This is a genomic window from Klenkia terrae (assembly GCF_900491935.1).
Lineage (GTDB): Bacteria > Actinomycetota > Actinomycetes > Mycobacteriales > Geodermatophilaceae > Klenkia > Klenkia terrae.
This window is the reverse complement of sequence record NZ_UEXK01000004.1, coordinates 191,977-217,207: the sequence shown is the minus strand read 5'-3', so window position 1 is coordinate 217,207 and position 25,231 is coordinate 191,977. Positions and strand designations below refer to the sequence as shown.

Annotated in this window: 25 protein-coding genes; 16 read left to right on the top strand and 9 right to left on the bottom strand. The window is 73.9% G+C overall.

Annotated elements, in window-relative coordinates; genetic code table 11:
• Nucleotides 1-2: 2 nt before the first annotated feature.
• The 4 genes from LFA75_RS01260 to LFA75_RS01245 all read left to right on the top strand — a co-directional run bounded on the left by LFA75_RS01260 (nt 3) and on the right by LFA75_RS01245 (nt 6,897).
• Entirely contained in the window at nt 3-842 is an 840-nt protein-coding gene (locus tag LFA75_RS01260) for a CPBP family intramembrane glutamic endopeptidase (protein ID WP_225231963.1), read from the top strand.
• A 144-nt stretch (nt 843-986) separates the two neighbouring features.
• Nucleotides 987-4,544 (top strand): DNA polymerase III subunit alpha, encoded by a 3,558-nt coding sequence (gene dnaE, locus LFA75_RS01255; RefSeq protein WP_225231962.1) that lies wholly within the window; start codon nt 987-989, stop codon nt 4,542-4,544.
• 24 nt (nt 4,545-4,568) lie between these two features.
• A complete protein-coding gene (locus LFA75_RS01250) occupies nt 4,569-5,246 on the top strand; it encodes a DUF2567 domain-containing protein (RefSeq protein ID WP_225231961.1) in 678 nt (225 codons plus the stop codon).
• 124 nt (nt 5,247-5,370) lie between these two features.
• A complete protein-coding gene (locus LFA75_RS01245) occupies nt 5,371-6,897 on the top strand; it encodes an LCP family protein (protein WP_225231960.1) in 1,527 nt (508 codons plus the stop codon).
• Nucleotides 6,898-6,927: 30 nt separating this feature from the next.
• Here LFA75_RS01245 and LFA75_RS01240 read toward each other — a convergent pair whose 3' ends face one another.
• Complete coding sequence (locus LFA75_RS01240; RefSeq protein WP_225231959.1) at nt 6,928-7,803, bottom strand: LON peptidase substrate-binding domain-containing protein; 876 nt, start codon at nt 7,801-7,803, stop codon at nt 6,928-6,930.
• Nucleotides 7,804-7,891: 88 nt separating this feature from the next.
• Here LFA75_RS01240 and hisD point away from each other — a divergent pair, with 88 nt between their 5' ends.
• Genes hisD through LFA75_RS01220 form a run of 4 tightly spaced genes read left to right on the top strand, consistent with a single transcriptional unit; the run spans nt 7,892 to nt 11,082 of the window.
• Complete coding sequence (gene hisD / locus LFA75_RS01235; RefSeq protein ID WP_225231958.1) at nt 7,892-9,193, top strand: histidinol dehydrogenase; 1,302 nt, start codon at nt 7,892-7,894, stop codon at nt 9,191-9,193.
• Nucleotides 9,190-10,275, top strand: coding sequence for a histidinol-phosphate transaminase (locus tag LFA75_RS01230; protein ID WP_225231957.1), 1,086 nt, complete (start codon nt 9,190-9,192; stop codon nt 10,273-10,275). The genes hisD and LFA75_RS01230 overlap by 4 nt, the downstream gene beginning before the upstream one ends.
• A gap of 33 nt (nt 10,276-10,308) precedes the next feature.
• Nucleotides 10,309-10,905 (top strand): imidazoleglycerol-phosphate dehydratase HisB, encoded by a 597-nt coding sequence (gene hisB / locus LFA75_RS01225; protein ID WP_225231956.1) that lies wholly within the window; start codon nt 10,309-10,311, stop codon nt 10,903-10,905.
• 3 nt (nt 10,906-10,908) lie between these two features.
• Nucleotides 10,909-11,082 carry a hypothetical protein gene (locus tag LFA75_RS01220; RefSeq protein ID WP_225231955.1) on the top strand — a complete coding sequence of 58 codons (174 nt, stop codon included), beginning with the start codon at nt 10,909-10,911 and terminating at the stop codon, nt 11,080-11,082.
• Between the two features lie 12 nt (nt 11,083-11,094).
• On the opposite strand, the gene LFA75_RS01215 is transcribed toward LFA75_RS01220, so the two are convergent.
• Together LFA75_RS01215 and LFA75_RS01210 are read right to left on the bottom strand one after the other, a co-directional pair.
• Complete coding sequence (locus tag LFA75_RS01215; RefSeq protein ID WP_225231954.1) at nt 11,095-11,427, bottom strand: MerR family transcriptional regulator; 333 nt, start codon at nt 11,425-11,427, stop codon at nt 11,095-11,097.
• A gap of 11 nt (nt 11,428-11,438) precedes the next feature.
• A complete protein-coding gene (locus LFA75_RS01210; RefSeq protein WP_225231953.1) occupies nt 11,439-12,923 on the bottom strand; it encodes a SulP family inorganic anion transporter in 1,485 nt (494 codons plus the stop codon).
• A gap of 252 nt (nt 12,924-13,175) precedes the next feature.
• Here LFA75_RS01210 and LFA75_RS01205 point away from each other — a divergent pair, with 252 nt between their 5' ends.
• Entirely contained in the window at nt 13,176-13,562 is a 387-nt protein-coding gene (locus LFA75_RS01205) for a nucleotidyltransferase family protein (RefSeq protein WP_225231952.1), read from the top strand.
• A 38-nt stretch (nt 13,563-13,600) separates the two neighbouring features.
• Nucleotides 13,601-14,236 carry an imidazole glycerol phosphate synthase subunit HisH gene (gene hisH / locus LFA75_RS01200; protein WP_225231951.1) on the top strand — a complete coding sequence of 212 codons (636 nt, stop codon included), beginning with the start codon at nt 13,601-13,603 and terminating at the stop codon, nt 14,234-14,236.
• 3 nt (nt 14,237-14,239) lie between these two features.
• Here the strand turns inward: hisH and LFA75_RS01195 are convergent, their stop codons facing one another.
• From LFA75_RS01195 to LFA75_RS01180, 4 genes are all read right to left on the bottom strand, one after another.
• The gene (locus tag LFA75_RS01195) at nt 14,240-15,304 is read right to left on the bottom strand and encodes a molybdopterin-dependent oxidoreductase (RefSeq protein WP_225231950.1); all 1,065 of its coding nucleotides are present in this window, start codon (nt 15,302-15,304) and stop codon (nt 14,240-14,242) included.
• Nucleotides 15,305-15,308: 4 nt separating this feature from the next.
• Nucleotides 15,309-15,926 carry a nitroreductase family protein gene (locus LFA75_RS01190; RefSeq protein WP_225231949.1) on the bottom strand — a complete coding sequence of 206 codons (618 nt, stop codon included), beginning with the start codon at nt 15,924-15,926 and terminating at the stop codon, nt 15,309-15,311.
• A gap of 5 nt (nt 15,927-15,931) precedes the next feature.
• On the bottom strand, nt 15,932-17,368 hold the full coding sequence (locus LFA75_RS01185; RefSeq protein ID WP_225231948.1) for an HNH endonuclease signature motif containing protein: 1,437 nt from the start codon (nt 17,366-17,368) through the stop codon (nt 15,932-15,934).
• A 245-nt stretch (nt 17,369-17,613) separates the two neighbouring features.
• Nucleotides 17,614-17,817, bottom strand: coding sequence for a hypothetical protein (locus tag LFA75_RS01180; RefSeq protein WP_225231947.1), 204 nt, complete (start codon nt 17,815-17,817; stop codon nt 17,614-17,616).
• Between the two features lie 165 nt (nt 17,818-17,982).
• On the opposite strand from LFA75_RS01180, the gene priA reads away from it, so the two are divergent.
• The 3 genes from priA to hisF are packed head-to-tail and all read left to right on the top strand — an operon-like array spanning nt 17,983 to nt 19,894.
• Nucleotides 17,983-18,720 (top strand): bifunctional 1-(5-phosphoribosyl)-5-((5-phosphoribosylamino)methylideneamino)imidazole-4-carboxamide isomerase/phosphoribosylanthranilate isomerase PriA, encoded by a 738-nt coding sequence (gene priA / locus LFA75_RS01175; protein ID WP_225231946.1) that lies wholly within the window; start codon nt 17,983-17,985, stop codon nt 18,718-18,720.
• A complete protein-coding gene (locus LFA75_RS01170; RefSeq protein ID WP_225231945.1) occupies nt 18,717-19,106 on the top strand; it encodes a RidA family protein in 390 nt (129 codons plus the stop codon). The genes priA and LFA75_RS01170 overlap by 4 nt, the downstream gene beginning before the upstream one ends.
• Nucleotides 19,103-19,894 (top strand): imidazole glycerol phosphate synthase subunit HisF, encoded by a 792-nt coding sequence (gene hisF, locus LFA75_RS01165; protein ID WP_225231944.1) that lies wholly within the window; start codon nt 19,103-19,105, stop codon nt 19,892-19,894. Before LFA75_RS01170 ends, hisF begins: the two co-directional genes overlap by 4 nt.
• On the opposite strand, the gene LFA75_RS01160 is transcribed toward hisF, so the two are convergent.
• Nucleotides 19,891-20,493, bottom strand: a complete 603-nt coding sequence (locus tag LFA75_RS01160; protein WP_225231943.1) for a TIGR03085 family metal-binding protein — start codon at nt 20,491-20,493, stop codon at nt 19,891-19,893. The two genes, hisF and LFA75_RS01160, sit on opposite strands and share 4 nt — an antisense overlap.
• 134 nt (nt 20,494-20,627) lie before the next feature.
• On the opposite strand from LFA75_RS01160, the gene LFA75_RS01155 reads away from it, so the two are divergent.
• The 3 genes from LFA75_RS01155 to LFA75_RS01145 are packed head-to-tail and all read left to right on the top strand — an operon-like array spanning nt 20,628 to nt 24,774.
• Entirely contained in the window at nt 20,628-22,505 is a 1,878-nt protein-coding gene (locus LFA75_RS01155) for an ABC transporter ATP-binding protein (protein WP_225231942.1), read from the top strand.
• Nucleotides 22,502-24,319, top strand: coding sequence for an ABC transporter ATP-binding protein (locus LFA75_RS01150; RefSeq protein WP_225231941.1), 1,818 nt, complete (start codon nt 22,502-22,504; stop codon nt 24,317-24,319). The genes LFA75_RS01155 and LFA75_RS01150 overlap by 4 nt, the downstream gene beginning before the upstream one ends.
• A gap of 47 nt (nt 24,320-24,366) precedes the next feature.
• Nucleotides 24,367-24,774, top strand: coding sequence for a hypothetical protein (locus LFA75_RS01145; RefSeq protein WP_225231940.1), 408 nt, complete (start codon nt 24,367-24,369; stop codon nt 24,772-24,774).
• A gap of 31 nt (nt 24,775-24,805) precedes the next feature.
• Here LFA75_RS01145 and LFA75_RS01140 read toward each other — a convergent pair whose 3' ends face one another.
• Nucleotides 24,806-25,225, bottom strand: a complete 420-nt coding sequence (locus LFA75_RS01140) for a cupin domain-containing protein (protein WP_225231939.1) — start codon at nt 25,223-25,225, stop codon at nt 24,806-24,808.
• Nucleotides 25,226-25,231: the final 6 nt, after the last annotated feature.

Below are 25,231 nucleotides of genomic sequence, written 5' to 3'. Positions count from 1 at the left end.
ACGTGACCGGCCTGCCCGACACCCTCGCCGACTTCGGCCCGGCCGCCCTGGCCGCGGTCGTGGTGGCGGGGTACCTGGTCGTCGGCGAGCCGGTCGTCGGGCACGTGCTGCACCGCCGGTTCGAGGACCGGATGCGCACCGACGCCCGGGCCCGGCGGTCCTTCTACGTCCGGCTGCTGATCCTGGAGTGGGGCCTGTCGCTGCTGGTCCTGGTGGTCTTCCTGGCCGCCCCGGACGTCGACGGCGGGCAGCTCGGGCTGCGCTGGCCGAAGGCCTGGCCGGGGTGGGTCACCGGGGGAGCCTGCCTGCTGCTGGTCGGCTTCGTGGTGGTGTCGACCCGGGCGCTGCGCTCGGGTGCGCTCGCCGCGCAGCCGCCGCCGGGCCCGCGCCCGGGGGAGGGCCGGCACAGCGAGCCCGCCGTGCAGTCCACGGTGGCCCTGCTGCCCCGGTCGGCCGGCGAGCGCCGGTTGTTCGCCGTGGTGGGCGCCACTGCCGGGATCTGCGAGGAATGGCTCTACCGCGGCTTCTTCCTCGCGGTGGTCGCCGCCGTCGTCCCGGGCCTGGCGTCGGGCTGGCTGGTGGTCGTCGCGGCGGTCGCCTTCGGCGCCGCGCACGCCTACCAGGGCCTGGCCGGGGTGCTGCTCACCGGCGTCCTGGGGGGCGTGTTCGCCGCGCTCTACCTGCAGACCGGGTCGCTGCTGCTGCCGGTGCTGCTGCACGCCGCGGTCGACCTGCGCTTCCTGCTGGTGCCCTCCTCGGCGCTCCCGCCCCTGCGGCCGGCCCGTGGCGCGCGGCGGGACACGCAGGGAGACCAGCGCGACTCTGTCGGACCCTCGGAGTAGACAGCCAGCAGTGCGAGGATCGGGGGTGCACCCGGGGCCACACCCCGGGCGCCACCCCCGAGACACCGCACCGGTCCGCACACGGCCTTCCCCGCCGGTCAGCACCACCTGCACCTGCACCACCGACCTGTGAGGAGCGCATCCGTGCCCAGTGGTTCGAGCGAGAACTTCGTGCACCTGCACGTGCACACCGAGTACTCGATGCTCGACGGCGCGGCGAAGCTGCCCGAGCTGACCAAGGCCGCCGCGGCCCAGGGCATGCCGGCGCTGGCCATGACCGACCACGGCAACGTCTTCGGCGCCTACGACTTCTACAAGCAGTCCACGGCCGCCGGCGTGAAGCCGATCATCGGCATGGAGGGCTACTACACGCCCGGGTCGCGCTTCGACCGCTCCCCGTTCGAGTTCGGCGCCATCGCCGACGAGGACGGCGAGGGCGCGTCGTCCAAGGGCAAGGCCGCCTACACGCACATGACGCTGCTGGCCCGCACCACCGAGGGCATGCACAACCTGTTCCGGCTGTCGTCGCTGGCCAGCCTCGAGGGCCAGTACCGCAAGCCGCGCTTCGACCGGGACCTGCTGGAGCGCTACGGCAAGGGCCTCATCGCCACCACGGGCTGCCCGTCGGGCGAGGTCAACATGTGGCTGCGGGCGGGCAAGGTCGACCGGGCCCGGCAGGCCGCCGCGGACTTCCAGGACATCTTCGGCCGGGAGAACTTCTACGCCGAGGTCATGGACCACGGCCTGTCGATCGAGAAGCAGACCAAGCCGGCGCTGCTGGAGATCGCCAAGGACCTCGGCATCCCGCTGCTGGGCACCAACGACCTGCACTACACCCACCGCGAGGACGCCGACGCCCACGACGCCCTGCTCTGCATCCAGACCGGCTCGCGGCTCAACGAGCCCAACCGCTTCCGGTTCAACGGCGACGGCTACTACCTGAAGTCCGCCGCCGAGATGCGCTCGCTGTTCAGCGAGATGCCCGAGGCCTGCGACAACACCCTGCTGGTCGCCGAGCAGTGCCAGGTCACCTTCACCGAGGGTGCCGACCTCATGCCGCGGTTCCCGCTGCCCGAGGGCGAGGACGAGACCTCCTGGTTCATCAAGGAGGTCGAGCGCGGGCTGCACAAGCGCTGGCCCGGCGGCACCATCCCCGACCACGTGCGCAAGCAGGCCGACTACGAGGTCGGGATCATCGTCCAGATGGGCTTCCCGGGGTACTTCCTCGTGGTCGCGGACTTCATCAACTGGGCCAAGGACAACGGCATCCGCGTCGGGCCCGGTCGTGGGTCGGCCGCCGGTTCGCTGGCCGCCTACGCCATGGGCATCACCGACCTGGACCCGCTGGCCCACGGCCTGATCTTCGAGCGGTTCCTGAACCCCGAGCGCGTCTCCATGCCCGACGTCGACATCGACTTCGACGAGCGCCGGCGCGGCGAGGTGATCCGCTACGTCTCCGACAAGTACGGCGAGGAGCGGGTCAGCCAGATCGTCACCTACGGCACGATCAAGGCCAAGGCCGCGATCAAGGACGCCGCCCGGGTGCTGGACCGGCCCTTCTCCGTCGGCGACGAGCTCACCAAGCTCATGCCGCCGGACGTGATGGGCAAGGGCATCCCGCTGACGGGGGTCTTCGACCCGAGCCACCCGCGCTACAAGGAGGCCGCCGAGTTCCGGGCCCGCTACGAGTCCGACCCCGGCGCGGCCGAGGTGGTCGACCAGGCCCGCAAGCTCGAGGGCCTGAAGCGGCAGTGGGGCGTGCACGCCGCCGGGGTCATCATCGGCCGGTACCCGCTGATCGACAGCGTGCCGATCATGCGGCGCGAGGCCGACGGCGCGATCATCACGCAGTTCGACTACCCGACCTGCGAGACGCTCGGGCTGCTCAAGATGGACTTCCTGGGCCTGCGCAACCTCACGGTCATCGACGACGCGCTGCGCAACATCGTGATCAACGGCAAGCCGGCCATCGACCTGGACGAGCTCAGCAAGGAGCTCACCGACCCCAAGACCTACGAGCTGCTGGCCAAGGGCGAGACGCTCGGGGTCTTCCAGTTCGACGGCGGCCCGATGCGGTCGCTGCTGCGGCTGATGCGCCCGGACAACTTCGAGGACATCTCCGCCGTCGGCGCGCTCTACCGGCCCGGTCCGATGGGCGCCAACTCGCACACGAACTACGCGCTGCGCAAGAACGGCCAGCAGGAGATCGTGCCGATCCACCCGGAGCTCGCCGAGTCCCTGGAGGAGATCCTCGGCCAGACCTACGGCCTGATCGTCTACCAGGAGCAGGTCATGGCGATCGCGCAGAAGGTGGCCGGGTACTCCCTGGGTGCCGCAGACCTGCTGCGCCGCGCGATGGGCAAGAAGAAGAAGTCGGTGCTGGACGCCGAGTACGTGGGCTTCGAGGCCGGCATGAAGGCCAACGGCTACTCCGCGGCCGCGGTGAAGACGCTGTGGGACATCCTGGTGCCCTTCGCCGACTACGCCTTCAACAAGGCGCACTCGGCGGCCTACGGCCTGGTGTCCTACTGGACGGCCTACCTCAAGGCCAACTACCCGGCCGAGTACATGGCCGGGCTGCTGACCAGCGTCGGCGACGACAAGGACCGCCGGCCGATCTACCTCGCCGAGTGCCGCCGGATGGGCATCAAGGTGCTGCCCCCGGACGTCAACGAGTCCTCCTGGGACTTCACCGCCGTCGGCGCCGACATCCGCTTCGGCCTGGCCTCGGTGCGCAACGTGGGGCACAACGTGGTGGCCTCGATCGTCAAGGCCCGCGAGGAGAAGGGCGCCTTCCGCGACTTCGCCGACTTCATGCGCAAGATCGACACGGTGGCCTGCAACAAGAAGGTCATCGAGTCCCTGGCCAAGGCGGGGGCGTTCGACTCCCTGGGGCACTCCCGCCAGGGCATCGCGGCCATCCACGTGCAGGCCGTCGACTCCGCGATGGGGCTCAAGCGGCGCGAGGCCGAGGGCCAGTTCGACCTGTTCGGCGGCGGCGACGACCTGGGCGCCGACGACCCGCTGGCGGCCGCGCTGAACATCCCGATCCCCACCGCCGACTGGTCCAAGGCCGAGCGGCTGGTCTTCGAGCGCGACATGCTCGGCCTCTACGTCTCCGACCACCCGCTGCACGGCGTGGAGCACGTGCTGACCAGCCACGCCGACACCTCGCTGGCCGAGATCCTGGCCGGCGGGGTCGAGGACGGCGCCAACGTCACCGTCGCCGGGATCCTCACCGCGGTCTCCCCGCGCACCAACAAGCAGGGCGCACCCTGGGCGATCGCCACCGTCGAGGACCTCGAGGCCGGCATCGAGGTGCTGTTCTTCCCCAAGACCTGGCTCGAGGTGCAGGACAAGGTCGCCCGGGACCAGATCGTGGTGGTCAAGGGCCGCATCTCCCGACGCGACGACACACCCTCGATCTTCGGGTCCGAGGTGACCATCCCCGAGCTCACCGAGGGCCCGCGCGGTCCGGTGCTGGTCTCGATGCCGGCCGCCCGGTGCACCCCGCCGGTGGTGGAGCGGCTGCGCGAGGTGCTGGGCAGCCACCCCGGCACCACCGAGGTGCAGCTCAAGCTGATCAACGGGCAGCGGGAGACGGTCCTGCGGTTGGACCAGCGACTGTCCGTCCGGCCGAGCACCGCCTTGATGGGCGACATCAAGGCGCTGCTGGGTCCGACGAGCGTCGCGATCCTCTGAGGTCCGTGTGGTTGCATCGCGGCCGTGACCAGCGCTGACCTCCTGACCGGGCCGGAGGGTCCCCGTCCGCCCGCTGTCGCAACGGGCGTCCCCGGGCTGCGCGGCAGCCGGGAGGACGTCCGCGGCGGCGTGCTGACCGTGCTGCTGCTCGCCGTGCTCGGGCTGGGCGCCGGCCTGCTCTGGCTGTGGCTGGCCCCCCGGGCGCAGTTCACCGTCACCTCCGCCGCGGGGGACGTCGCGGTGACCGGCGGCGGCCTGGTGGACCCGGAGCTGTTCATGGGCGACGACGGCGTCTACGTGCTCCTGCTGGGCGGTCTCGGGCTGCTGGCCGGGCTGGTCGGCTGGACGCTGGTCCGCCGGCGCGGGGTGGTCACCCTGGTGTCGCTGGCCGCCGGCATGCTGGCCGCCTCGCTCACCGCCTGGCAGCTCGGCGCGCTGCTCGGGCGCGGCCCGTCCCGGGAGGACCTGACCACCGTGGGGCGGGAGGTGACCACCGCGCTGGACCTGAACATGCTGGCCTCGCTGGCCATCGGACCGTTCGCCGCGGTGCTGGTCTACCTGGTCGCCACCGTGCTCACCGGCCGCGATGACCTGGGCCGTGATGACCTGGGCCGTGATGACCTGGGCCGCGAGGACCCGCACCCGGCGCACCCCGCCGGACCGACCGCGGAGGGACGCCTGGGACCTGCGGTCCCCGAGTGACGGAACGGTACGGCGCCGACCCGCGTCGTTCCGTCACCCACAGCTCCCATGCTGTCACCCTCGGTTCCGTGCAGTCATGGTCCGTCCCCCCGTCCTCGCCGGCCGAGCCCGTCCGGGTCCCCCGATGAGCCCCGAGGAGCGGTCGGCGCTGCCGGCCCGGTTGGACCCCCGGCTGGGCCGGTCGCCCGGGGCCGGGTCGACCGGGCGGACCGGCACACGCCGGCTCGCCGTCGCCGCACGATTGATGGCCGGGGTGCTCAGCGTCGTCCTGGTCGCCGGCAGCGGGTGGGGCTGGTACCTGATCCGCGTGGCCGAGGCCAGCGTGAACCGCACCGACGCGATCCCGACGACCGGCAACTCCGACGTCAACGGGAACACCCACGCCGGCCAGGAGATGAACATGCTCCTCGTGGGCGTGGACTCCCGTGCGGGGCTGACCGCCGACCAGGTCGACGAGTACGCCACCGGCAACCCCGACGGACTGAACAACACCGACACGATGATGCTGGTGCACATCCCGGCCGACGGGTCCGCGGCGTCCTTCGTGTCCTTCCCGCGCGACATGTACGTGGCCATCCCCGGGCAGGGTCGGGGCAAGCTCAACTCGGCCTACAGCCTGGGCTACGACAGCGTCGACGAGCGGTCGACCGAGGAGGAGAAGCGGTCCGCCGGGGCGCGGCTGCTGATCCAGACCATCAGCTCGCTGTCCGGCCTGCAGATCGACCACTACGCCGAGATCAACCTGCTGGGGTTCATCAACCTCACCCAGATCGTCGGCGGGGTCGACGTCGACCTGTGCGCCGCGAGCGACGACTCGGTCACCGGCGCGCACTTCGACGCCGGCCCGCAGACCCTCAGCGGCGCGCAGGCCCTGCTCTTCGTCCGGCAGCGGCACGGGGTGGGGGAGCGGTCCTCGGACTTCGACCGGGTGGCCCGCCAGCAGGTGTTCATCGCCGGGATGCTGCGCAACGTGCTGTCGTCCAACACGCTGCTGGACCCGACCAAGCAGCGGCAGATCGTCGAGCAGGTGGGCACCAGCGTCACCCTCGACCAGGGGCTGGACATCTTCACCCTCGCCGCCCAGATGCAGAACGTGCAGCCGGGCAGCATCACCTTCCAGACCATCCCCGGCCTGACCGACGGCGAGGTCGACGGCACCTCCGTGCTGCGGCTGCCCGACGCCCCGGTGCTCACCGACTTCTTCGCCAACCTGACCGCCGACCCCGAGCCGGTCGCCGACCCGGGCGCTCCGGTGACCGAGGCCCCGGCCACCGTCGCCCCGGCCGACGTCACGGTGTCGGTGCTGAACGGCTCCGGGGTCGCCGGTGCCGCCGCCGGTGCGGCCGCGGCACTCGCCGAGTCCGGGTTCGCGGCCAGCAGCGGCGGCAACGCCGAGGCCACCCGGACGACGACCATCGCCCACGCCACCGGCGACGACGCGGCCGCGGCCGTGCTGGCCGCCCAGGTGCCCGGCGCCGCGCTGACCGTGGACGACAGCCTCGTCGAGGGCACCGTCACGCTGACCCTGGGCACCGACTTCGAGGCCGTCGGGGAGGCCGTGGCGGCCCCCGCCCCGACCACCGAGCCGGTCGTGCCCGGGTCCTACGTCAACCCCGAGCGCACCGCCGCCGACACCAGCTGCATCAACTGAGGCCGGGCCCGGCCGCGGCCGGGCTCTGGCTCAGTTGGGGGTCATCGGGGTGGCGAAGGACTGCAGCGGCACCGGCACAGCCCCGAGCTCGCGCAGCAGCGTGAGCTCCCGGCGCAGCAGCCGGGACTCCGCCGCCAGCCGCCGGCGGGTGGCGGACTCGGCGAGCAGGGCCTGCCGGTCCTCGGTGGTGAGCAGCGCGGCGGAGGCCACCAGGTAGGACAGCGCGCGGGCGTCGTCCCCGACCTGGTCCAGCAGCGCGGCCGCCGCCGACCCGGCCGTCTCGCCGTCCTCGACGCCGTCCAGGCCCAGGTCGGCCAGCAGCTCGGCCTCCTCCTCGTCGTCGAGCTCGATCGGACGGCCGCCGCTGCGCAGCACGGCCACCTCGGTCACGTACCGGGAGAACAGCTCGGAGACGTTGCCGACCAGCAGGTCCAGCGACCCCTGGGCGACCGACGCGGCCAGGTCGGCCTCGGCGCGGGTCGGAGACCCGTCGGTCGAGGTCAGGCCGTCGGCGTCGCCGGCGGCCTCCTCGGCCGCCTCCTCCTCGCCCAGCCACTCCACCTCGGCCTGCAGGTACGGCGGGTCGTCGGCGACCACCACGTCCAGCAGCCGGAACCGGTCGGCGCCCACGGTGACCAGCCGGTACCCGCCGTCGGCCTGCGGGGTGACCGCCCGGACGACCGCGGTGCAGCCGACGTCGAACAGCGCCTCGGTCGGTGCCACCCGCTCGACCTCCCAGCCCTGCCGGATGGCGACCACGCCGAAGGACCGCGGCCCGCTGCCCTCGGGCCGGGCGACGAGGTCGGCCACCAGCCTCCGGTAGCGCGGCTCGAAGATCTGCAGGGGCAGCACGACGCCGGGGAACAAGGGGCTCCCCAACGGGAACAACGGGATCAGCTCGCCCACGCGCCGAACCCTACGGGGGTGGGCACCCGGGGGCCCGTCGTCGCGCAACTACCCTGGGCAGGTCCGTCGTCGTCACCCGGAGGTACCCGTGCTCACCCGCATCGACCTGCGCGGATCCCAGCTGCCCGGGGTCCGCGAGCTGTCCGGGCTGCTGCCCCGGGCCGGCACCGACGTCGAGAGCGTGCAGGCGGTGGTCCGCCCGCTGCTGGAGGACGTCCGGCTGCGCGGGGCGCAGGCGGTCCGCGAGATCACCGCCCGGCTCGACGGCGTGGACGCCGAGGACTTCGCCGTCCCGCAGGCCGCCCTGGACGACGCGCTCGCCACCTGCGACCCGCTGCTGCGCGAGGCGCTGGAGGAGGCGGTCTCCCGGGTCCGGAAGGTGCACGCCGACCAGCGGCGCACCGACGTCACCACCGAGGTCGTCCCCGGCGGCACCGTCACCGAGCGCTGGGTCCCGGTCCGCCGCGTGGGCCTGTACGTGCCCGGCGGCCTGGCCCCGCTGCTGTCCAGCGTGGTGATGAACGTGGTGCCGGCCCAGATCGCCGGGGTCGAGTCGATCGCGGTGGCCACGCCGCCGCAGCGCGACAACGGCGGCCTGCCCGACAAGGGCGTGCTGGCCGCCTGCGCCCTGCTCGGCGTCACCGAGGTCTACGCCGTCGGCGGGGCCCAGGCCATCGCCGTCTTCGGCTACGGCGCGGGTGCCTGCGAGCCGGTCGACCTGGTCACCGGGCCGGGCAACGTCTACGTCACCGCGGCCAAGCGGCTGCTGCGCGGCCTGATCGGCATCGACAGCGAGGCCGGCCCGACCGAGGTCGCCGTGCTCGCCGACGACACCGCCGACCCGGTGCACGTCGCCGCGGACCTGATCAGCCAGGCCGAGCACGACCCGCTGGCCGGTGCGGTCCTGGTGACCACCAGCGAGCCGCTGGCCGACGCCGTCCTCGAGCTGGTGCCCGGCCAGGTGGCCGCCACCAAGCACAGCGACCGGATCGACACCGCCCTGGCCGGCAGCCAGTCCGGCATCGTGCTGGTCGACGACCTGGACGACGGCCTCGCGGTCGTCGACGCCTACGCCGCCGAGCACCTGGAGATCCAGACCCGCAACCCGCGCGAGATCGCGCTGCGGGTGCGCAACGCCGGGGCGATCTTCGTCGGGCCCTGGGCGCCGGTCTCCCTGGGCGACTACGCCGCGGGGTCCAACCACGTGCTGCCCACCGGCGGCTGCGCCCGGCACTCCAGCGGGCTGAGCGTGCAGACCTTCCTGCGCGGCATCCACCTGGTCGAGTACGACGAGCAGGCCCTCGCCGACGTCGCCCGGCACGTCGACGTCCTGGCGCACGCTGAGGACCTGCCCGCCCACGCGGCGGCCGTCGCCGTCCGGCAGAAGTGACCGGGCTGCCCGTCCGGCCGGAGTTCGAGGGGCGGTCGCCGTACGGCGCGCCGCAGGTGCCCGCCGCGCACCGGCTGAACACCAACGAGAACCCGTACCCGCTGCCCGACGCGCTGCTCGCCGACCTCGGCGCGGCGCTCGGCGCGGCGGCGCTGGACCTCAACCGGTACCCCGACCGGGACGCCGTGGCGCTGCGCACCGACCTGGCCGCGTTCCTCTCCCGGTCGGGCACCGCGGTGACGCCTGCGCAGGTGTGGGCGGCCAACGGGTCCAACGAGATCCTGCAGCAGCTCAGCCAGCTGTTCGCCGGCGCCGGGCGCACCGCGCTGGGCTTCACGCCGTCCTACTCGATGCACCCGCTGATCACCGCGGCCACCGGCGGCACCTTCGTCGACGGCCACCGGCGGGCGGACTTCACCATCGACCCCGAGGCCGCGGTCGCACAGGTGCGCGAGCTGCGCCCGGACGTCGTCTTCGTCACCAGCCCGAACAACCCCACCGGGACGGCGGTCGACCTGGCCACGGTCACCGCGCTGTACGAGGCGACCGAGGGCGTGGTCGTGGTCGACGAGGCCTACGCCGAGTTCGCCCGCCCGGGCACGCCGTCCGCGCTGACCCTGCTCGCCGGCCGGCCGCGGCTGGTGGTCAGCCGCACGATGAGCAAGGCGTTCGGGATGGCCGGGCTGCGGCTGGGGTACCTGGCCGCCGACCCGGCCGTGGTCGACGCGCTGCAGCTGGTCCGGCTGCCCTACCACCTGTCCAGCCTCACGCAGGCCGCCGCCCGCACCGCGCTGGCGCACACCGAGGCCCTGCTGGCCACCGTGGACGCCGTCACGCACGAGCGCGACCGGATCGTCGCCGCGATGCCCGGCCTCGGGCTGACCAGCGTGCCCAGCGACGCCAACTTCGTCCTGTTCGGCGGCTTCGCCGACGCCCCGGCGGTCTGGCAGGCCCTGCTGGACCGGGGCGTGCTGGTCCGCGACGTCGGGCTGCCCGGCTGGCTGCGGGTGACCGCGGGCACCCCGGCGGAGACCGACGCCTTCCTCACCGCCCTGGGTGAGGCCGTCGACCAGGTGGGCTGAGCTGTCGGCCGAGGGCCTGGGAGGATGACCACCATGAGCCGCACCGCCCGCGTCGAGCGCACCACCAAAGAGACGAAGCTGGTCGTCGAGGTCGACCTCGACGGCACCGGCACCAGCTCCATCGCCACCGGGGTCGGGTTCTACGACCACATGCTCACCGCGCTGAGCAAGCACAGCGGCATCGACCTGCGGGTGCAGGCCGACGGCGACCTGCACATCGACGCCCACCACACCGTCGAGGACGTCGCCATCGCCCTGGGCGTGGCGTTCGCGGAGGCCCTCGGCGACAAGCGCGGCATCACCCGCTACGGCGACGCGACCATCCCGATGGACGAGGTGCTGGTGCAGGCCGCCGTCGACCTGTCCGGCCGGCCGTACTTCGTGCACGCCGAGCCCGAGGGCATGACCCCGATGATCGGGCCGGACTACCCGACCTCGCTGACCAAGCACGTGCTGGAGAGCTTCGCGTTCAACGCCCGCATCTCCCTGCACGTCCGGGTGCTCTACGCCGGCCGGGACGCCCACCACATCGTCGAGGGCCAGTTCAAGGCCCTGGCCCGCGCGCTGCGCACCGCCGTCGCGCTGGACCCCCGGGTCACCGACGTGCCCTCGACCAAGGGCGCGCTGTAACCGGTGGGTTTCGCCTCGGGGCTCATCGCGATCGGGCTCTTCCTGCTCGGCGGCGCCTACTCGATCTTCCGCGCCGACGACCCGGTCAAGGGCCGGACGACCGGGCAGCTGGTGTTCACCGGCGTCCTGGTGCTGGCCGCCGCCCTGGCCATCGCCTCGGGCGTCCTGCGCTTCTGAGCCGGGCCCTGCTCAGGTCCTGAGCCGGTCGGCGAACGCCTCCGCGGTCGCCAGCCGGTCGCGCAGCCCGGCCACCCGCTCGGCCGCCGCCTGCCGGTAGTGCGCCAGCCGGTCGGCCGGGCCGCCGTCGTCCAGGACCTGCAGCAGCTCGCGCATCTCCTCCAGGGAGAAGCCCAGCGGCTTCATCTGCATGATCACCCGCAGCCGCTCGACGTCGTCCTCGGTGTAGAGCCGGAAGCCGCCCTCCGAGCGCGCCGAGGGGACGGCGAGGCCGACCTCCTCGTAGTACCGGATGGTCCGCAGCGACAGACCGATCCGGTCGGCCACCTCGCCGATCTGCAGCATGCCGTGGCCCATCAGTGCCCCGCGCCCAGCTGGCCGGCCAGCCGGCGGTGCCAGTGCCCGGCGTCGCCGGTGAGCCCGACCAGCTCGACGGTGGTGCCGCGGGCGGCGTAGCGGTGCTCGACGGCGTCCAGCGCCGCGACGCTGGAGGCGTCCCACACCTGGGCCGCCGACAGGTCCACCACCACCCGCGCGGGGTCGCCGGCGTAGTCGAACCGGCCGACCAGGTCGTTGCTGGAGGCGAAGAACAGCGCCCCGCTGACCGTGTAGGTGCGCACGCCGTCCTCGACCGGACCGGGCGTCACGGTGACCAGGTGCGCCACCCGGCGGGCGAAGAGCACGCAGGCGGTGAGGACGCCGACCCCGACGCCGATGGCCAGGTTGTCGGTGGCCACCACGACCGCCACGGTCACCAGCATCACCGCGCTCTCGCTGCGCGGCATGCGGCGCAGGGTGCGCAGGGAGTGCCAGTCGAAGGTCGCGATCGAGACGAAGACCATCACCGCGACCAGCGCCGCCATCGGGATGACGGCCACCACGTCGCCGAGCACCACGACCAGCACGAGCAGGAAGACCCCGGCCAGGAAGGCGGACACCCGGGTGCGCGCTCCCGACCGCACGTTGATCATGGTCTGGCCGATCATGGCGCAGCCGCCCATGCCGCCGAAGGCGCCGGTGACCAGGTTGGCCACGCCCTGGCCCACGGACTCCCGGGTCTTCGACGACCGGGTGTCGGTGAGGTCGTCGACCAGGGTCGCGGTCATCAGCGACTCGAGCAGGCCCACGACGGCGAGCCCCAGGGCGTAGGGGAAGACGATCTGCAGCGTCTCCAGGGTGTACGGCACGTCGGGCAGCAGCAGCGCGGGCAGGCTGTCGGGCAGGGCGCCCTGGTCGCCGACGGTGGGCACGTCGATGCCCGCGGCCACCGCGGTGGCGGTCAGCACCACGATCGCCACCAGCGGCGCGGGGACGGCGGTGGTCAGCCGGGGCAGGCCGAAGATGATCAGCAGGCCGACCGCGGCCATCGGGTACACCAGCCAGGGGACGTCGACCAGCTGCGGCACCTGCGCGGCGAAGATCAGGATGGCCAGGGCGTTGACGAAGCCGACCATCACGCTGCGCGGCACGAAGCGCATCAACCGGGCGACCCCGAGCAGGCCCAGGGCGATCTGCAGCACGCCGCCGAGCAGCACGGCGGCGATCAGGTAGGGCAGGCCGTGGTCGGCCACCAGCGGCGCGATGACCAGGGCGACGGCGCCGGTGGCGGCCGAGATCATCGCCGGTCGCCCGCCGACGACGGCGATGGTGACCGCCATGGTGAAGCTGGCGAACAGGCCGACCCGCGGGTCGACGCCGGCGATGATCGAGAAGCTGATCGCCTCGGGGATCAGTGCCAGGGCGACGACGAGACCGGCGAGCACCTCGACCCGCAGCCGGCGGGGGTCCTTCACGGCGGCGACCCAGTCGGGGGTCGTGCGGGGGAGCAGGGCAGACGTCATGGCACCGTTCTCGGGTCAGGGGGAGGCCGGCCGCACCGCGCGGTCGCGGGGCCGCACCGTCGCCGAACCTACCCTGACGTGAGGGGAGAGTCGGCATGGGTGACGAACGACGCTTCCTCGAGCTGGTGCTCGCCGACCCCACCGTGTCCGGGGTGCTGGACCGGGCGGGGGAGCTGGAGCTCCCGGACGCGTGGCTGACCGCCGGGGTTCTGTTCGGCCCTCGTGCAGGGGCCCGCCGCGAGCCTGCGAGTGGTGGGGGGCACGAGGGTCCTTCTGCTGTCCTGGGAGGCCGAGGACGTCGTCATCCGACGGGCCGGGGAGGTGTTCGCCGACGCCCCGGTACCGGTGGAGGTGCGCAACGAGGCCCGGGTGCACCTCTGGTACGCCGAGCACTTCGGCTCCCCGGCCCCACGACCTTTCACCGACTGCCGGGACGCCGTCGACCACTTCGCGGCGGTCTGCTGCTGCGTGGGGGTGTCGGTGCGGACCGGGGAGGTCTACGCACCGCACGGCTTCGACGACCTGTTCGGCCTGGTGGTCCGGCCGAACCCGGTCCTGGCACCGCGGCACGTGTACGAGGCCAAGGCGGCGCGCTGGCAGGCGCAGTGGCCCGAGCTCACGGTGCTGCCCTGGCGGTGACCGCCGTCCGGTGGCGGGGCGTGGGTAGCGTTGGGCGGGTGAAGAACGTCGTCGTCCTGGACTACGGATCGGGCAACCTGCGCTCGGTCGAGCGCGCGGTGGCCCGGGTGGGCGCCGAGGTGACGGTGACCGCCGACCCGCACGTCGCGCTGGAGGCCGACGGCCTCGTCGTCCCCGGTGTCGGCGCCTTCGCCGCCTGCATGGCCGGCCTGCGGGCCGTCGACGGCCCCAAGCTGATCGGCAAGCGGCTGGCCGGCGGCCGGCCGGTGCTGGGCATCTGCGTGGGCATGCAGATCCTCTTCGACCGCGGCATCGAGCACGGCTACGACGCCGCGGGCTGCGCCGAGTGGCCCGGCGTCGTGGAGGAGCTGCGCGCCCCGGTGCTGCCGCACATGGGCTGGAATACCGTGCAGGTGGCCGAGGGCTCGACGCTGTTCGCCGGCATCGAGGACGAGCGCTTCTACTTCGTGCACTCGTACGGCGTGCGCGACTTCCCGCTGGGCCGCGAGGACACCGGTCCGCTGAAGCCGCCTGCGGTGACCTGGGTCGAGCACGGCGACCGGTTCGTCGCCGCGGTGGAGAACGGCGCGCTGACCGCCACCCAGTTCCACCCGGAGAAGTCCGGGGACGCCGGTGCCGCGCTGCTCACCAACTGGCTGCAGACGCTGGGCTGAGCCCTACTGCAGCGGGAACGGGGGCTGCAGCCACCACGGGGAGTCCAGCACCTCGACCCGGTCCACCCACTTCACCCACCAGACGCCGCGCCGTCCGGGTGCGACCAGCCGGGCCGGTGCCCCGTGCCCGGAGGACAGCGGTCGCCCGGCGGCGTGGGTGGCCAGCAGGGTCGTCCGGGCGTCGCGGACCGGGATCCGGCGGGAGAAGCCGGTCACCGATGTGAGCCGGATGCAGTGCCCGTCGTCGTCGAGCATGCCCTCGCCGAGCTGCTCGGTGACCAGGCGGTGCAGCGTGGTCCCGCGCCAGTCCTGCTCGGCGTACCAGCCGCCGGTGCAGTCCAGCGTGGCCCGCACGGTGTCCCCGCGGTCCAGGTCGTCCACCGGGACGGCGACGGTGCGGCCGCCTCCGGTCAGCCGGACCTCGGTGGCCGTGGACTCCGGGACGGTGTCCGACGCCCACTGGGTGACGGGCATGGCCGGGGGGTCGTCGGTGCCGCGCTGGTAGGACCCGGTGCCGCTGCGGGTCGCGCCGGGCACGCCGGTCAGCCGCCAGATGCCCTCGGTCGCCGTCCACAGCACGTAGGACCCGCCGGCCAGCGCGCCGGCACCCAGGAGCGTGCGCCGGCTGAGGTCGACCGGCCGCGGTCGCTGGTGCCGGCCCCAGACGTGCGCGACCAGGACGACGACGACGCCGATGGCGGTGCCCACGTGCACCTGCAGCGCGGCGATCGGGGTGCCCGACGTCGCCCAGATGCCGGCGGCCCCGGCGGCGTGCAGCACCCCGCTGACCACGCAGACGGCTACCAGGCCGGTGAGCCAGTAGGCCGCCGAGGGCGCGCGCAGTGCTGGCGGTTTGCTCCGGGCCCGCCGGACGACGACGGTCTTCCACGGCACGAGCAGCAGCAGGCCGAGCCCGGCCGCGCCGTGCGCCACCGCGACCACCCGCCCGGCGGTCGGGGTGCCGACGGCGAAGCCCAGCACCCCGGTGCCGCCGGCGACCAGCAGCAGCCCGAGCAGGGCCAGGTTGGACCGTCGTCCGGCGCGCTGCAGACCTCGGGGCGCGACCACGGGCTCAGTGTGCGCCGGTGCCGCCCCAGCGGCCGCGGTGCACGACCTCGTCCACCCCGCGCCGGCCCCGGCGCAGCGACGGCGAGCGGCGGTCCTCGGTACCCGGGGAGCCGACCGAGACGCAGCCGATCGGCGTGTACGCCCCGGGGGCGCCGAACGCCGCGCGCAGCCCCGCCACCCGCCCGGGGGGCACGCCGAAAAAACAGGCGCCCAAGCCCTCGTCCACGGCGGTGAGCAGCATCATCAGCGATGCCATGCCGGTGTCGACGTCCCAGTAGGGCACCGGCCACCGGGCCTCGTCGCGGTCGGTCCAGCCCTTGTCGGGCTCGGCGTACCGGTCCAGGTAGGCGGCCTTGTGGCTGAACGGCACGACCAGCAGCGGGGCGCGGCGCATCCGGGTGAGCCAGCCGTCGGGGGCGCCGTCGCCGGTGGTCGCCGTCCAGAAGGCGTCGCGCTCCTCGGGGGACTCGAGCACCAGGAACGCCCAGCCCTGGCTGAACCCGGCCGACGGTGCGCGCAGGGCGTGCGCCAGCAGCCGCTCCCGGACCTCGCCCGGCACCGGCCGGTCGGGGTCGTAGTCGCGCACCATCCGCCGCCGGCGCAGCACCTCCGCGAACTCCATGCGGCTCAGCCTGCCCCGGGCCAGCTCGGTGGCGGGAACAGGGGTGGGTCGGCGGTGTGCAGGTCGGGGAGCGGGTCGCCGCGGGTGTCGGTGAGCGGCCCGGTCAGGATCTCGGTGCCGTCGGGGCGATGGGTGCGCCATCGGCCCGTGCCCGGGTCCCAGCTGAGCGCGAAGCCGTGGTGGACCTGGGTGTGGTGGCGTTCGCAGAGCAGAGCGGTGTTGTCGAGCGAGGTGTCGCCGCCGTCGATCCAGTGGACGAGGTGGTGGGCGTCGCACCACCAGGCGGGGGCGTGGCAGCCGGTGAAGACGCAGCCGCCGTCGCGGACTTCCGCGGCTCGGCGGATGTGGGCCGGGACCAGGCGCTGAGCTCGGCCGACGTCCAGGGGGAGGGAGTCGGGGCCCAGGACGATGCGGGCGATGTCGGCGTCGCAGGCGGCTTGGCGGGCGACCAGGGATGAGGCGGTCGCTCCCGACCCGAGCTTGGTCGCGGCGGCGACGCCGGTGGGGTCAGCGAGGTCCTCGAGCTGGATGAGGGCGGTGAGCTGGGGCTTGACCTTGCGCAGCACCGGCAGGTTCCCCGCGGCCAGCTGCAGGTCGGCGAGCTGCACGAGGGCGTCGGCTGACCGCTGCTCGGACGTGCGAAGGTCACCGTCGCAGCGGCTGGATGCAGCGATCGACTCGAGGGCGGCTTCGGCCTTCTCCCCGCCGGCGGCGTCGAGGGATCCGCGGATGGTGCGGGACCCGTCGGCCCGGCGGGTGATCCGCAGGAACCGGCCGGCGGTGGGGTCGGCGGGTGCGGGGCCGTCGGGGTCGATGAGGTCGGCGATCCGCTGGCACACCTGGGTCAGGGTGCGGGGGTGGTCGCCGGTGATCGTGTCGGTGACGGCCTGGTCGGCGGCGGTCATGTCCATCCCGGCGGCCTCACCGGTGGCCCAGACGTCGGCGGTGAGGATCCGCCCGATGACGCCGAGCTGGCCGTGGCTGACTGCGCCCTCGGCGGCTGCAGCGGCCAGGACCGGCATCCGCTCCAGCACCCGACCTGCGGCCAGCACCGCCGCGGCCTCCGGGCCGGTGGCTCCGACGTGTCCGCGCAGCCAGGGCCGCATGCCGGTCAGGCCGTCTGCGGAGGCGGCTTCGTGGGTCTCGGCGTGGGCGACGACCCGTGCGAGCTCGGTGGTGATCAGGTTCTGCGCCCTGGCCAGTCCGCGGGCACGGTCCAGCAGCTGCGCCGACGTCGCGCTGCTCAGCTCGGCATCGACGGCTGTCAGCAGTGCGTCGATCACCGCGGCGACGTCGTCCGGTGGGGGTTCGGGCAGTCGCCGGGCTGCCGCCACCGAGGAGCTGGCCGGTGCTCGGTCGGCCCCGAGCGCACCGGGCGGCAACGCCTCGGGCACCCACCCCGAGGGCGTCGTGCGCGGCGGTGTGCCGGAGTCCAGACCCACTTACCGACCTCCTCTCACGCTCCGAACACCTGATCGAATCATACCGCCTCGCTCTCCACCCGGCTAGGCAAACGAGCAGGTCAGATGGGTAGTGCGTCAACTGCGGGGAGTTGTGATCAGGGCTGGGTGGAGCTGTCCGCGCGGGGCAGGGGCGCGGCGATGCCCTGCCCTCCGCGCGCACCGGTGGCGAGCCGGCCGGCACCGATACCGGGGGGTCGACGCCAGGGTCGTCCGCCCCGCGGAGGTCAGCGGCACGCGGATACGCGGCGGGTGCGAAGGAAGTCGGGGACGTCCTGAGGGGTGACCTCCCGGGTGCGGGCGTGTTCGCCCCGCACCCGGCGCAGCTCCTGACCCCGACCCTGCCGCTCGACGTCGGCCCGGTCGGCGCCTGTGATGAGCGGGGCGCCGCGCCAGGCGGCCTTGTCGGTGGACAGCAGCGGCAGGCCCACGCAGTGCGCCGTCCGGTAAGGGTCGCCGGGCGCACCCCGGTCGGGCCGGTGGGCGGCAGGGCGGCCCGCCGGGGCAGCCCGCCGTCGGTGACGCTGCCCCCCCGGCGACCGGTCGGGCCCAGTGGGCTCCGCAGCGGTGTCGGAGACGCTCCCTAGGCTGTGGTCGTGCCGAAGCTGCAGCTGCTCCCCGCCGTCGACGTCGCCGATGGCCAGGCCGTGCGCCTGGTCCAGGGGGAGGCCGGCAGCGAGACCTCCTACGGCGACCCGCTCGAGGCGGCGATGACGTGGCAGCGGGACGGCGCCGAGTGGGTGCACCTGGTCGACCTGGACGCCGCCTTCGGCCGTGGATCCAACCGCGAGCTGCTGGCCCGTGTGGTGGGCGAGCTGGACGTCGACGTCGAGCTCTCCGGCGGCATCCGGGACGACGCCTCGCTGCAGGCGGCCCTGGCCACCGGCTGCCGGCGGGTCAACCTGGGCACCGCTGCCCTGGAGTCCCCGGAGTGGTGCGCCCGGGCGATCGCCGAGCACGGCGACCGGATCGCCGTCGGCCTGGACGTCCGCGGCACCCGGCTGGCGGCGCGCGGCTGGACCCAGGAGGGCGGTGAGCTCTACGAGACCCTGGCCCGCCTGGACGCTGAGGGCTGCGCCCGCTACGTGGTCACCGACATCACCAAGGACGGCACGCTGAAGGGCCCCAACCTGGAGCTGCTGCGCGAGGTCTGCGCGGCCACCGACCGCCCGGTGATCGCCTCCGGCGGCGTGAGCAGCCTGGACGACATCCGGGCGCTGGCCGGGCTGGTCACCGTCGGCGTCGAGGGCGCCATCGTGGGCAAGGCGCTCTACGCCGGCCAGTTCACCCTGCCCGAGGCGCTCGCCCTGACCGAGCAGGTCGCGACGGCGTGATCGCCTGGCGCCTGGGGTCCGGCGGCCCCTACGAGGACGTCGTCGGCTACAGCCGCGTCGTGCGCGCCGGCGAGCTGGTGTGGGTCAGCGGCACCACCGGCAGCGTGGACGGCGTGGTGGTCGAGGGCGGGGCCGCGGCCCAGATGCGCCAGGCGCTGACCAACGTCGTGGACGCGCTGGACGGCGCCGGGTCCTCGGTGCACGACGTCGTCCGCACCCGGATCTACCTCACCGACATCACCGCGTGGAAGGAGGTGGGCCGGGTGCACGGGGAGTTCTTCGGCCGGGCCCGCCCGACCACCACCATGGTGCAGGTCAGCGCACTGATCGACCCGGCCATGCTGGTCGAGGTCGAGGCGGACGCGTTCGTGGGGTTCGGGTCGTGAGCCTGGCCGTGCGGGTCATCCCGTGCCTGGACGTCGACGCCGGCCGCGTGGTCAAGGGCGTCAACTTCGTCGGGCTGCGCGACGCCGGCGACCCGGTCGAGATGGCCCGGGTCTACGACGCCGAGGGCGCCGACGAGCTCACGTTCCTGGACATCACCGCCTCCTCCGGGGACCGGGCGACCACCTACGACGTCGTCCGGCGCACCGCGGAGAGCGTGTTCATCCCGCTCACCGTCGGCGGCGGCGTCCGCAGCGCCGACGACGTGGACAAGCTGCTGCGGGCCGGCGCCGACAAGGTCGCCGTCAACACCGCGGCCGTCGCCCGGCCCGAGCTGATCGCCGAGATCGCCGACCGCTACGGCAACCAGGTCCTGGTGCTGTCCCTGGACGCCCGCAGGTGCCAGGACGGCGCGGTCACCGACTCCGGTTTCGAGATCACCACCCACGGCGGCCGCCGCGGCACCGGCCGGGACGCCGTCCAGTGGGTCGTCGAGGCCGCCCGGCTCGGCGTCGGCGAGGTGCTGATCAACTCGATGGACGCCGACGGCACCAAGGCCGGCTTCGACCTCGACCTGATCCGACAGGTCCGCCGCGAGGTCACCGTGCCGGTGATCGCCAGCGGGGGTGCCGGCGCCGTCGAGCACTTCGCCCCGGCCGTCGCCGCCGGGGCGGACGCGGTGCTGGCCGCCAGCGTCTTCCACTTCGGCGACCTGCGCATCGGCGACGTCAAGGCCGCCCTGGACGGCGCCGGTGTCCCCGTGCGGCACGGGACCGACCACCCGGTCTAGGAGACCTCGACCCGGGCCACGTCCTCCCGGCCGCTGGCCCACAGCAGCACCTCCAGCGGCTCGCCGGCGACGGTGACCACCGGCGACCCCTCGCGGATGGTGCGGGACTCACCGGTGTCGGTCCGCCGCACCTGCAGCCCGCGGTCCGAGCGCGGCCGGGTCCGGGCCAGGAAGCCCACCTGCGCCCACAGCTCGTCCTGCGCCGACCGGGGCAGCTCCCGCGGCGCCCAGTCCGGCCGGGCCCGCCGCACGTCCTCGTGGTGGATGGTCATCTCCGACCCGTTCACCAGTCGGTCCACCGGACCCCACGACGTCGGCACCCAGACCGGCGGGCCGGTCCGCACCTGCGCCACCAGCTCCGGCCACGACGTGCTGCGCCGGGTCCGGTCCATCACCCGCTCGGTCCACCGGCCGAACGGACCGCCCAGGACCGCGCCGGGGGCGGCGTCGGGCCGGCGGTCCCGCACCACCAGGTGGGCGGCCAGGTCGGCCGTCGTCCAGCCGGTGCAGCAGGTCGGCTCGTCGGGGCCGAGCTCGGCGAGCAGGTCGGCCAGGGCGGCGCGCTCGGTGCGGGACAGGGGTGCGGGGGAGTCGGCCACCACCCCGTTGTACCGGGCTGACCAAATCGCGTAGCCGAGGTAACGACCGCGAGTAGTCTCAGCTGACACCCAGCAGCACCACCAGAGGGAGAAGCGTGCCCCCGCGCACCACCGCCACACCCACCACCCGGGCTGTGGAGACCACCCCTCCCGCCCTCACCCCGCGACCCCGCGCGCAGAACACCGTCGTGCGCAGCGACCGCGAGCAGAAGAAGGTCATGCGCCGCGGCTTCCGGCACATCGGCCTGGCCATCCGCGAGCAGCGCGGCATGTTCACCCTGGCCGTCCTCGGCAGCAGCCTCTACGGCGCCATGACCGTGGCCAGCGCCTACGTCATCGGCGGCATCACCGAGCGCCTCGTCCTCCCCAGCTTCGAGCGCGGCTCGGTCACCGCCGGGGCCCTCGCCCTGGCGGCCGCGGCCATCCTCGGCGTCGCGCTGCTCAAGATCGTCGGCATCATCGGCCGGCGGTTGTTCGCCGGCATCATGAGCTACCGCCTGCAGGCCGACTACCGCCGCCGGGTCACCGGTGCCTACCTGCGGCTGCCGCTGTCCTGGCACCAGCGGCACCCCACCGGTCAGCTGCTGAGCAACGCCAACTCCGACGTCGAGGCCAGCTGGTTCTTCGTCGCCCCGCTGCCCTTCGCCTGCGGCGCCCTGGTGATGGTGGCCATCACCGTCGTCGCGCTGTTCCTCACCGACCCGCTCCTCGCGATCGTCGGCCTGGTCGTCTTCCCGCTGGTGTTCCTGGCCAACGCCCTCTACTCGCAGGTGATGAGCCCGCGCATGGCCCGCGCCCAGCAGCTGCGGGCCGAGGTCTCCGAGATCGCCCACGAGTCCTTCGACGCCGCCCTGGTGGTCAAGACCCTGGGCCGCGAGGCCGACGAGACCACCCGCTTCGCCGGCAGCGCCGACGAGCTGCGCGACGGGCTGGTCGCCGTCGGCCGGGTCCGCGGGCTGTTCGACCCGCTGATGGAGGCGTTGCCCAACCTGGGCACCCTCGCCGTCCTGCTGGTCGGGGCCGGTCAGGTGGCCAACGGCGCGACCAACGCCGGCGACCTGGTCTCGATCGCCTACCTGTTCACCCTGCTCGCCCTGCCGATCCGGGCGATCGGCTGGGTGCTCGCCGACCTGCCGCGGGCCACCGCAGGCTTCGACCGGGTCACCCCGGTGCTCACCGCCGAGGGCGAGACCCCGCACGGGCCCGACGCCGCGGCCGGGGGCACCGCCGGCGCCGGGGTCGGCGTCCAGGCGGTCGACTTCGGGCACGCCGACGCCGAGGGCACGATCAACCAGGTGCTGCACGGGGTGACCTTCGAGGTCGCCGCCGGACGCACCGTCGCCGTCGTCGGACCCACCGGCTCCGGCAAGTCCACGCTGGCCGGGCTGCTCGTCCGCCTGGTCGACCCGCACGACGGGCAGGTGCTGCTCGACGGGGTCGACCTGCGCAGCCTGCGCGAGGGCGAGGTGTCCACCCAGGCCGCCTTCGTCGCCCAGGGCACCTTCCTCTTCGACGACACCGTCCGCGGCAACATCACCCTGGGTGGCGACTACACCGACGACGAGGTGCACGCCGCGCTGCGGGTGGCCGCCGCCGAGGACTTCGTGGCCCGGCTGCCCGACGGGCTGGACACCAAGGTCGGCGAGCGCGGGGCCAGCCTGTCCGGCGGCCAGCGCCAGCGGCTCGCGCTGGCCCGCGCGGTCGTCCGCCGTCCCCGCCTGCTGGTGATGGACGACGCGACCAGCGCCGTGGACCCCAGCGTGGAGGCACGCATCCTCGACGCCCTGCGCACCACCGACACCCCGGCCACCGTCGTGGTCGTGGCCTACCGGCAGGCCACCATCGGCCTGGCCGACGAGGTGGTCTGGATCGAGCACGGCCGGCTGGTCGCCCGCGGCAGCCACGCCGAGCTGCTGGCCCGGGTGCCCGGGTACGCCAGGCTGGTGCAGGCCTACCAACCGCCGGACGAGATCACCCCGGCCGAGCCCGAGCCGGCGGGGGCGCAGGCATGACCGCCAGCACCGCCACCGACGACCGCGCCCTCGACGACCGCGGCACCGAGTCCGCCACCGCCACCCTGCGGCGCGGCCTGCGGATGATGCCGGAGTTCCGCCGCGGCCTGCCCGCCACCTTCGCCCTGGCGCTGGTGGCCACCGCCGGCCGGGTGGTCGTCCCGATCGCCGTGCAGCAGACCCTCGACCGCGGCCTGGGTGCCGCCGGAGGACCGGACATCCCGCTGGTCCGCGAGCTGGTCGCGATCTGCGCCCTGGTCGTGGTGGTCACCGCCGTCGCGGTCTACCGGATGAACGTCCGGCTGTTCCGGACCACCGAGACCGCGCTGGCCAACCTGCGGGTGCGGGCCTTCCGGCACGTGCACGACCTGTCCGTGCTGCACCAGCAGGGGGAGCGCCGCGGGAACCTGGTCTCCCGGGTCACCAGCGACGTCGACCAGCTGTCGGTCTTCATGCAGTGGGGCGGCGTGCTGGGCCTGGTCAGCCTGGGCCAGCTCGTCGTGGCCACCGTCGTCATGGCCGTCTACTCCTGGCAGCTGACCCTGCTCGTGCTGGTCTGCTTCATCCCTCTGGGCTTCGCGGTGAAGTGGTTCTCCCAGCGGCTGGCCGCGGTGTACGGCGTCGTCCGCGAGCGGGTCGGCGACGTGCTGGCCGCGGTCGGCGAGTCCGTCGTCGGCGCCCCCACGGTGCGCGCCTACGGCATCCGCGACCGGACGGCGGCCCGCATCGACACCGCAATCGACCGGCACTACAAGGCCTCCGTCCAGGCCCAGCGCACCACTGCGGGGGTGTACGTCAGCGGCGAGTTCGTCGCCGCCGTCGCCAACGCCGCGGTGGTCGTGGTCGGCGTCCTGCTCGGCGTCGGCGGCCAGATCTCGGCCGGCACGCTGATCGCCTTCCTGTTCCTGGTCACCCTCTTCGTGGCCCCGGTGCAGACCGCCAGCGAGGTGCTCAACGAGGCGCAGAACGCCGTCGCCGGCTTCCGCCGGGTGCTCGACGTGCTGGACACCCGGCCCGACGTGCAGGACCCCGAGGACGGCGAGACCCTGCCGCCGGGTCCGCTGGGCGTCCGCTTCGACCACGTGGTCTTCCGCTACGCCCCCGGCGCCCGCCCGGCGCTGGACGACGTCGACCTGGAGATCGCCCCGCGGACCCGGGTGGCCGTGGTGGGGGAGACGGGCTCGGGCAAGACCACCTTCGCCAAGCTGCTCACCCGGCTCATGGACCCCTCCGAGGGCCGGGTGCTCGTCGGCGGCGTCCCGCTGGCGCGGGTGGCGTTCTCGTCCCTGCGCGAGCGGGTCGTCATGGTGCCGCAGGACGGCTTCCTCTTCGACGCCTCGGTCGCCGACAACGTGCGGTACGGCAAGCCCGGCATGACCGACGCGCACGTGCACGCGGCCTTCGACGAGCTCGGCCTCGGCGAGTGGGTCGAGGGCCTGCCCGAGGGGGTCGCCACCCAGGTCGGCCAGCGCGGTGAGTCGCTGTCGGCCGGGGAGCGGCAGCTGGTCGCCGTCGCCCGGGCCTACGTGGCCGACCCCGACCTGCTGGTGCTCGACGAGGCCACCAGCGCGGTCGACCCGGCCACCGAGGCCCGGCTGACCCGGGCGCTGGACACCCTCACCGACGGCCGGACGACGATCACCATCGCCCACCGGCTGTCCACCGCGGAGCGGGCCGACGAGATCCTGGTGGTCGACGCCGGCCGGGTGGTGCAGCGCGGTGCGCACGCCGACCTGGTCGGGGTGGACGGCGTCTACGCCGGCCTGCACGCCTCGTGGCGGCGGTCCTCGGGCGGGGCGGTCGCGCCGGTCTGACGGCGCGCCGTCCGGGCGGGGTGCGGGCACGACCTACCGTCTGCGCCATGACCGCGTCCCCCGTGAGCAAGGTCCCGCCGATCCCCGCCGGGGTGGCGGCCCTGTGCGGGCTGCTCGGCGCCCTGCCGGTGGCGTTCTTCGCGGTGTTCGTCGGCCTGCTGTCGCTGGGCTACGAGGACTGGCGGGGGGCCGTGCTCGGCGCGATCCCCGCGGCGGTCTTCGTCGTCGTGCTGGTCGGCGTGGTGCTGCTGCTGGCCGGCCGGTCCTGGAAGGTGCTGGTGGTCGGCGCGCTCGCGACGTTGGCGCTGGTGCTCGTCGCGGTCGTCGACGGGGCGGCGGAGGACGACCTGGGGTCGATCGTCACGCTGGCCGCCGGGCCCGTGCTGGCCGCGGTGTTCGCGTCGCTGGCGCCGGTCCGGGCCTGGGTCGCCGCCCGCCGCGCCCCGCGCGGCTGAGCGGCGACCCAGCGTCTCCGGTGCTCGGGGCTCAGCTGGTCGGCGGCTCGTCCTGGCCGGACTCCTCGAGCTCGTCGGCCTCCTCCTTGGTGTGGTGCACCGCGCCGTCGGCGTGGTCGGCCGGGCCGTAGACGGTGTAGAGCACCCACGGGTTGGGGCCGTCGTTGACGAAGTTGTGCTTGGTCCCCGCGGGGACGACGACGATCTCACCCGGCTTCACGGTCTTGGTGGAGCCCTCGATGACGGCCTTGCCGACCCCGCTGACGAAGCTCAGGATCTGGTCGTTCTCGTCGTGGGTCTCCTCGCCGATCTCCCCGCCCGGGGGGATGGTCATGATCACCAGCTGGGAGTGCTCGCCGGTCCAGAGCACGCGACGGAAGTCGGCGCTCTTCTCGGCCACGGTCGCGATGTCGAAGTGGACGATGGTGCTCTTGCTGTCCTTGGCTGCCATGCCACC

Bases quoted from the DNA above. Each gene is read 5' to 3' on its own strand.
- LFA75_RS01245 (WP_225231960.1), top strand. From the start codon at position 5,371: ATGAGCCCCGAGGAGCGGTCGGCGCTGCCGGCCCGGTTGGACCCCCGG.
- hisB (WP_225231956.1), top strand. From the start codon at position 10,309: ATGAGCCGCACCGCCCGCGTCGAGCGCACCACCAAAGAGACGAAGCTG.
- LFA75_RS01215 (WP_225231954.1), bottom strand. From the start codon at position 11,427: ATGCTGCAGATCGGCGAGGTGGCCGACCGGATCGGTCTGTCGCTGCGG.
- LFA75_RS01210 (WP_225231953.1), bottom strand. From the start codon at position 12,923: ATGACGTCTGCCCTGCTCCCCCGCACGACCCCCGACTGGGTCGCCGCC.
- LFA75_RS01190 (WP_225231949.1), bottom strand. From the start codon at position 15,926: ATGGAGTTCGCGGAGGTGCTGCGCCGGCGGCGGATGGTGCGCGACTAC.
- LFA75_RS01150 (WP_225231941.1), top strand. From the start codon at position 22,502: ATGACCGCCAGCACCGCCACCGACGACCGCGCCCTCGACGACCGCGGC.
- LFA75_RS01145 (WP_225231940.1), top strand. From the start codon at position 24,367: ATGACCGCGTCCCCCGTGAGCAAGGTCCCGCCGATCCCCGCCGGGGTG.
- LFA75_RS01140 (WP_225231939.1), bottom strand. From the start codon at position 25,225: ATGGCAGCCAAGGACAGCAAGAGCACCATCGTCCACTTCGACATCGCG.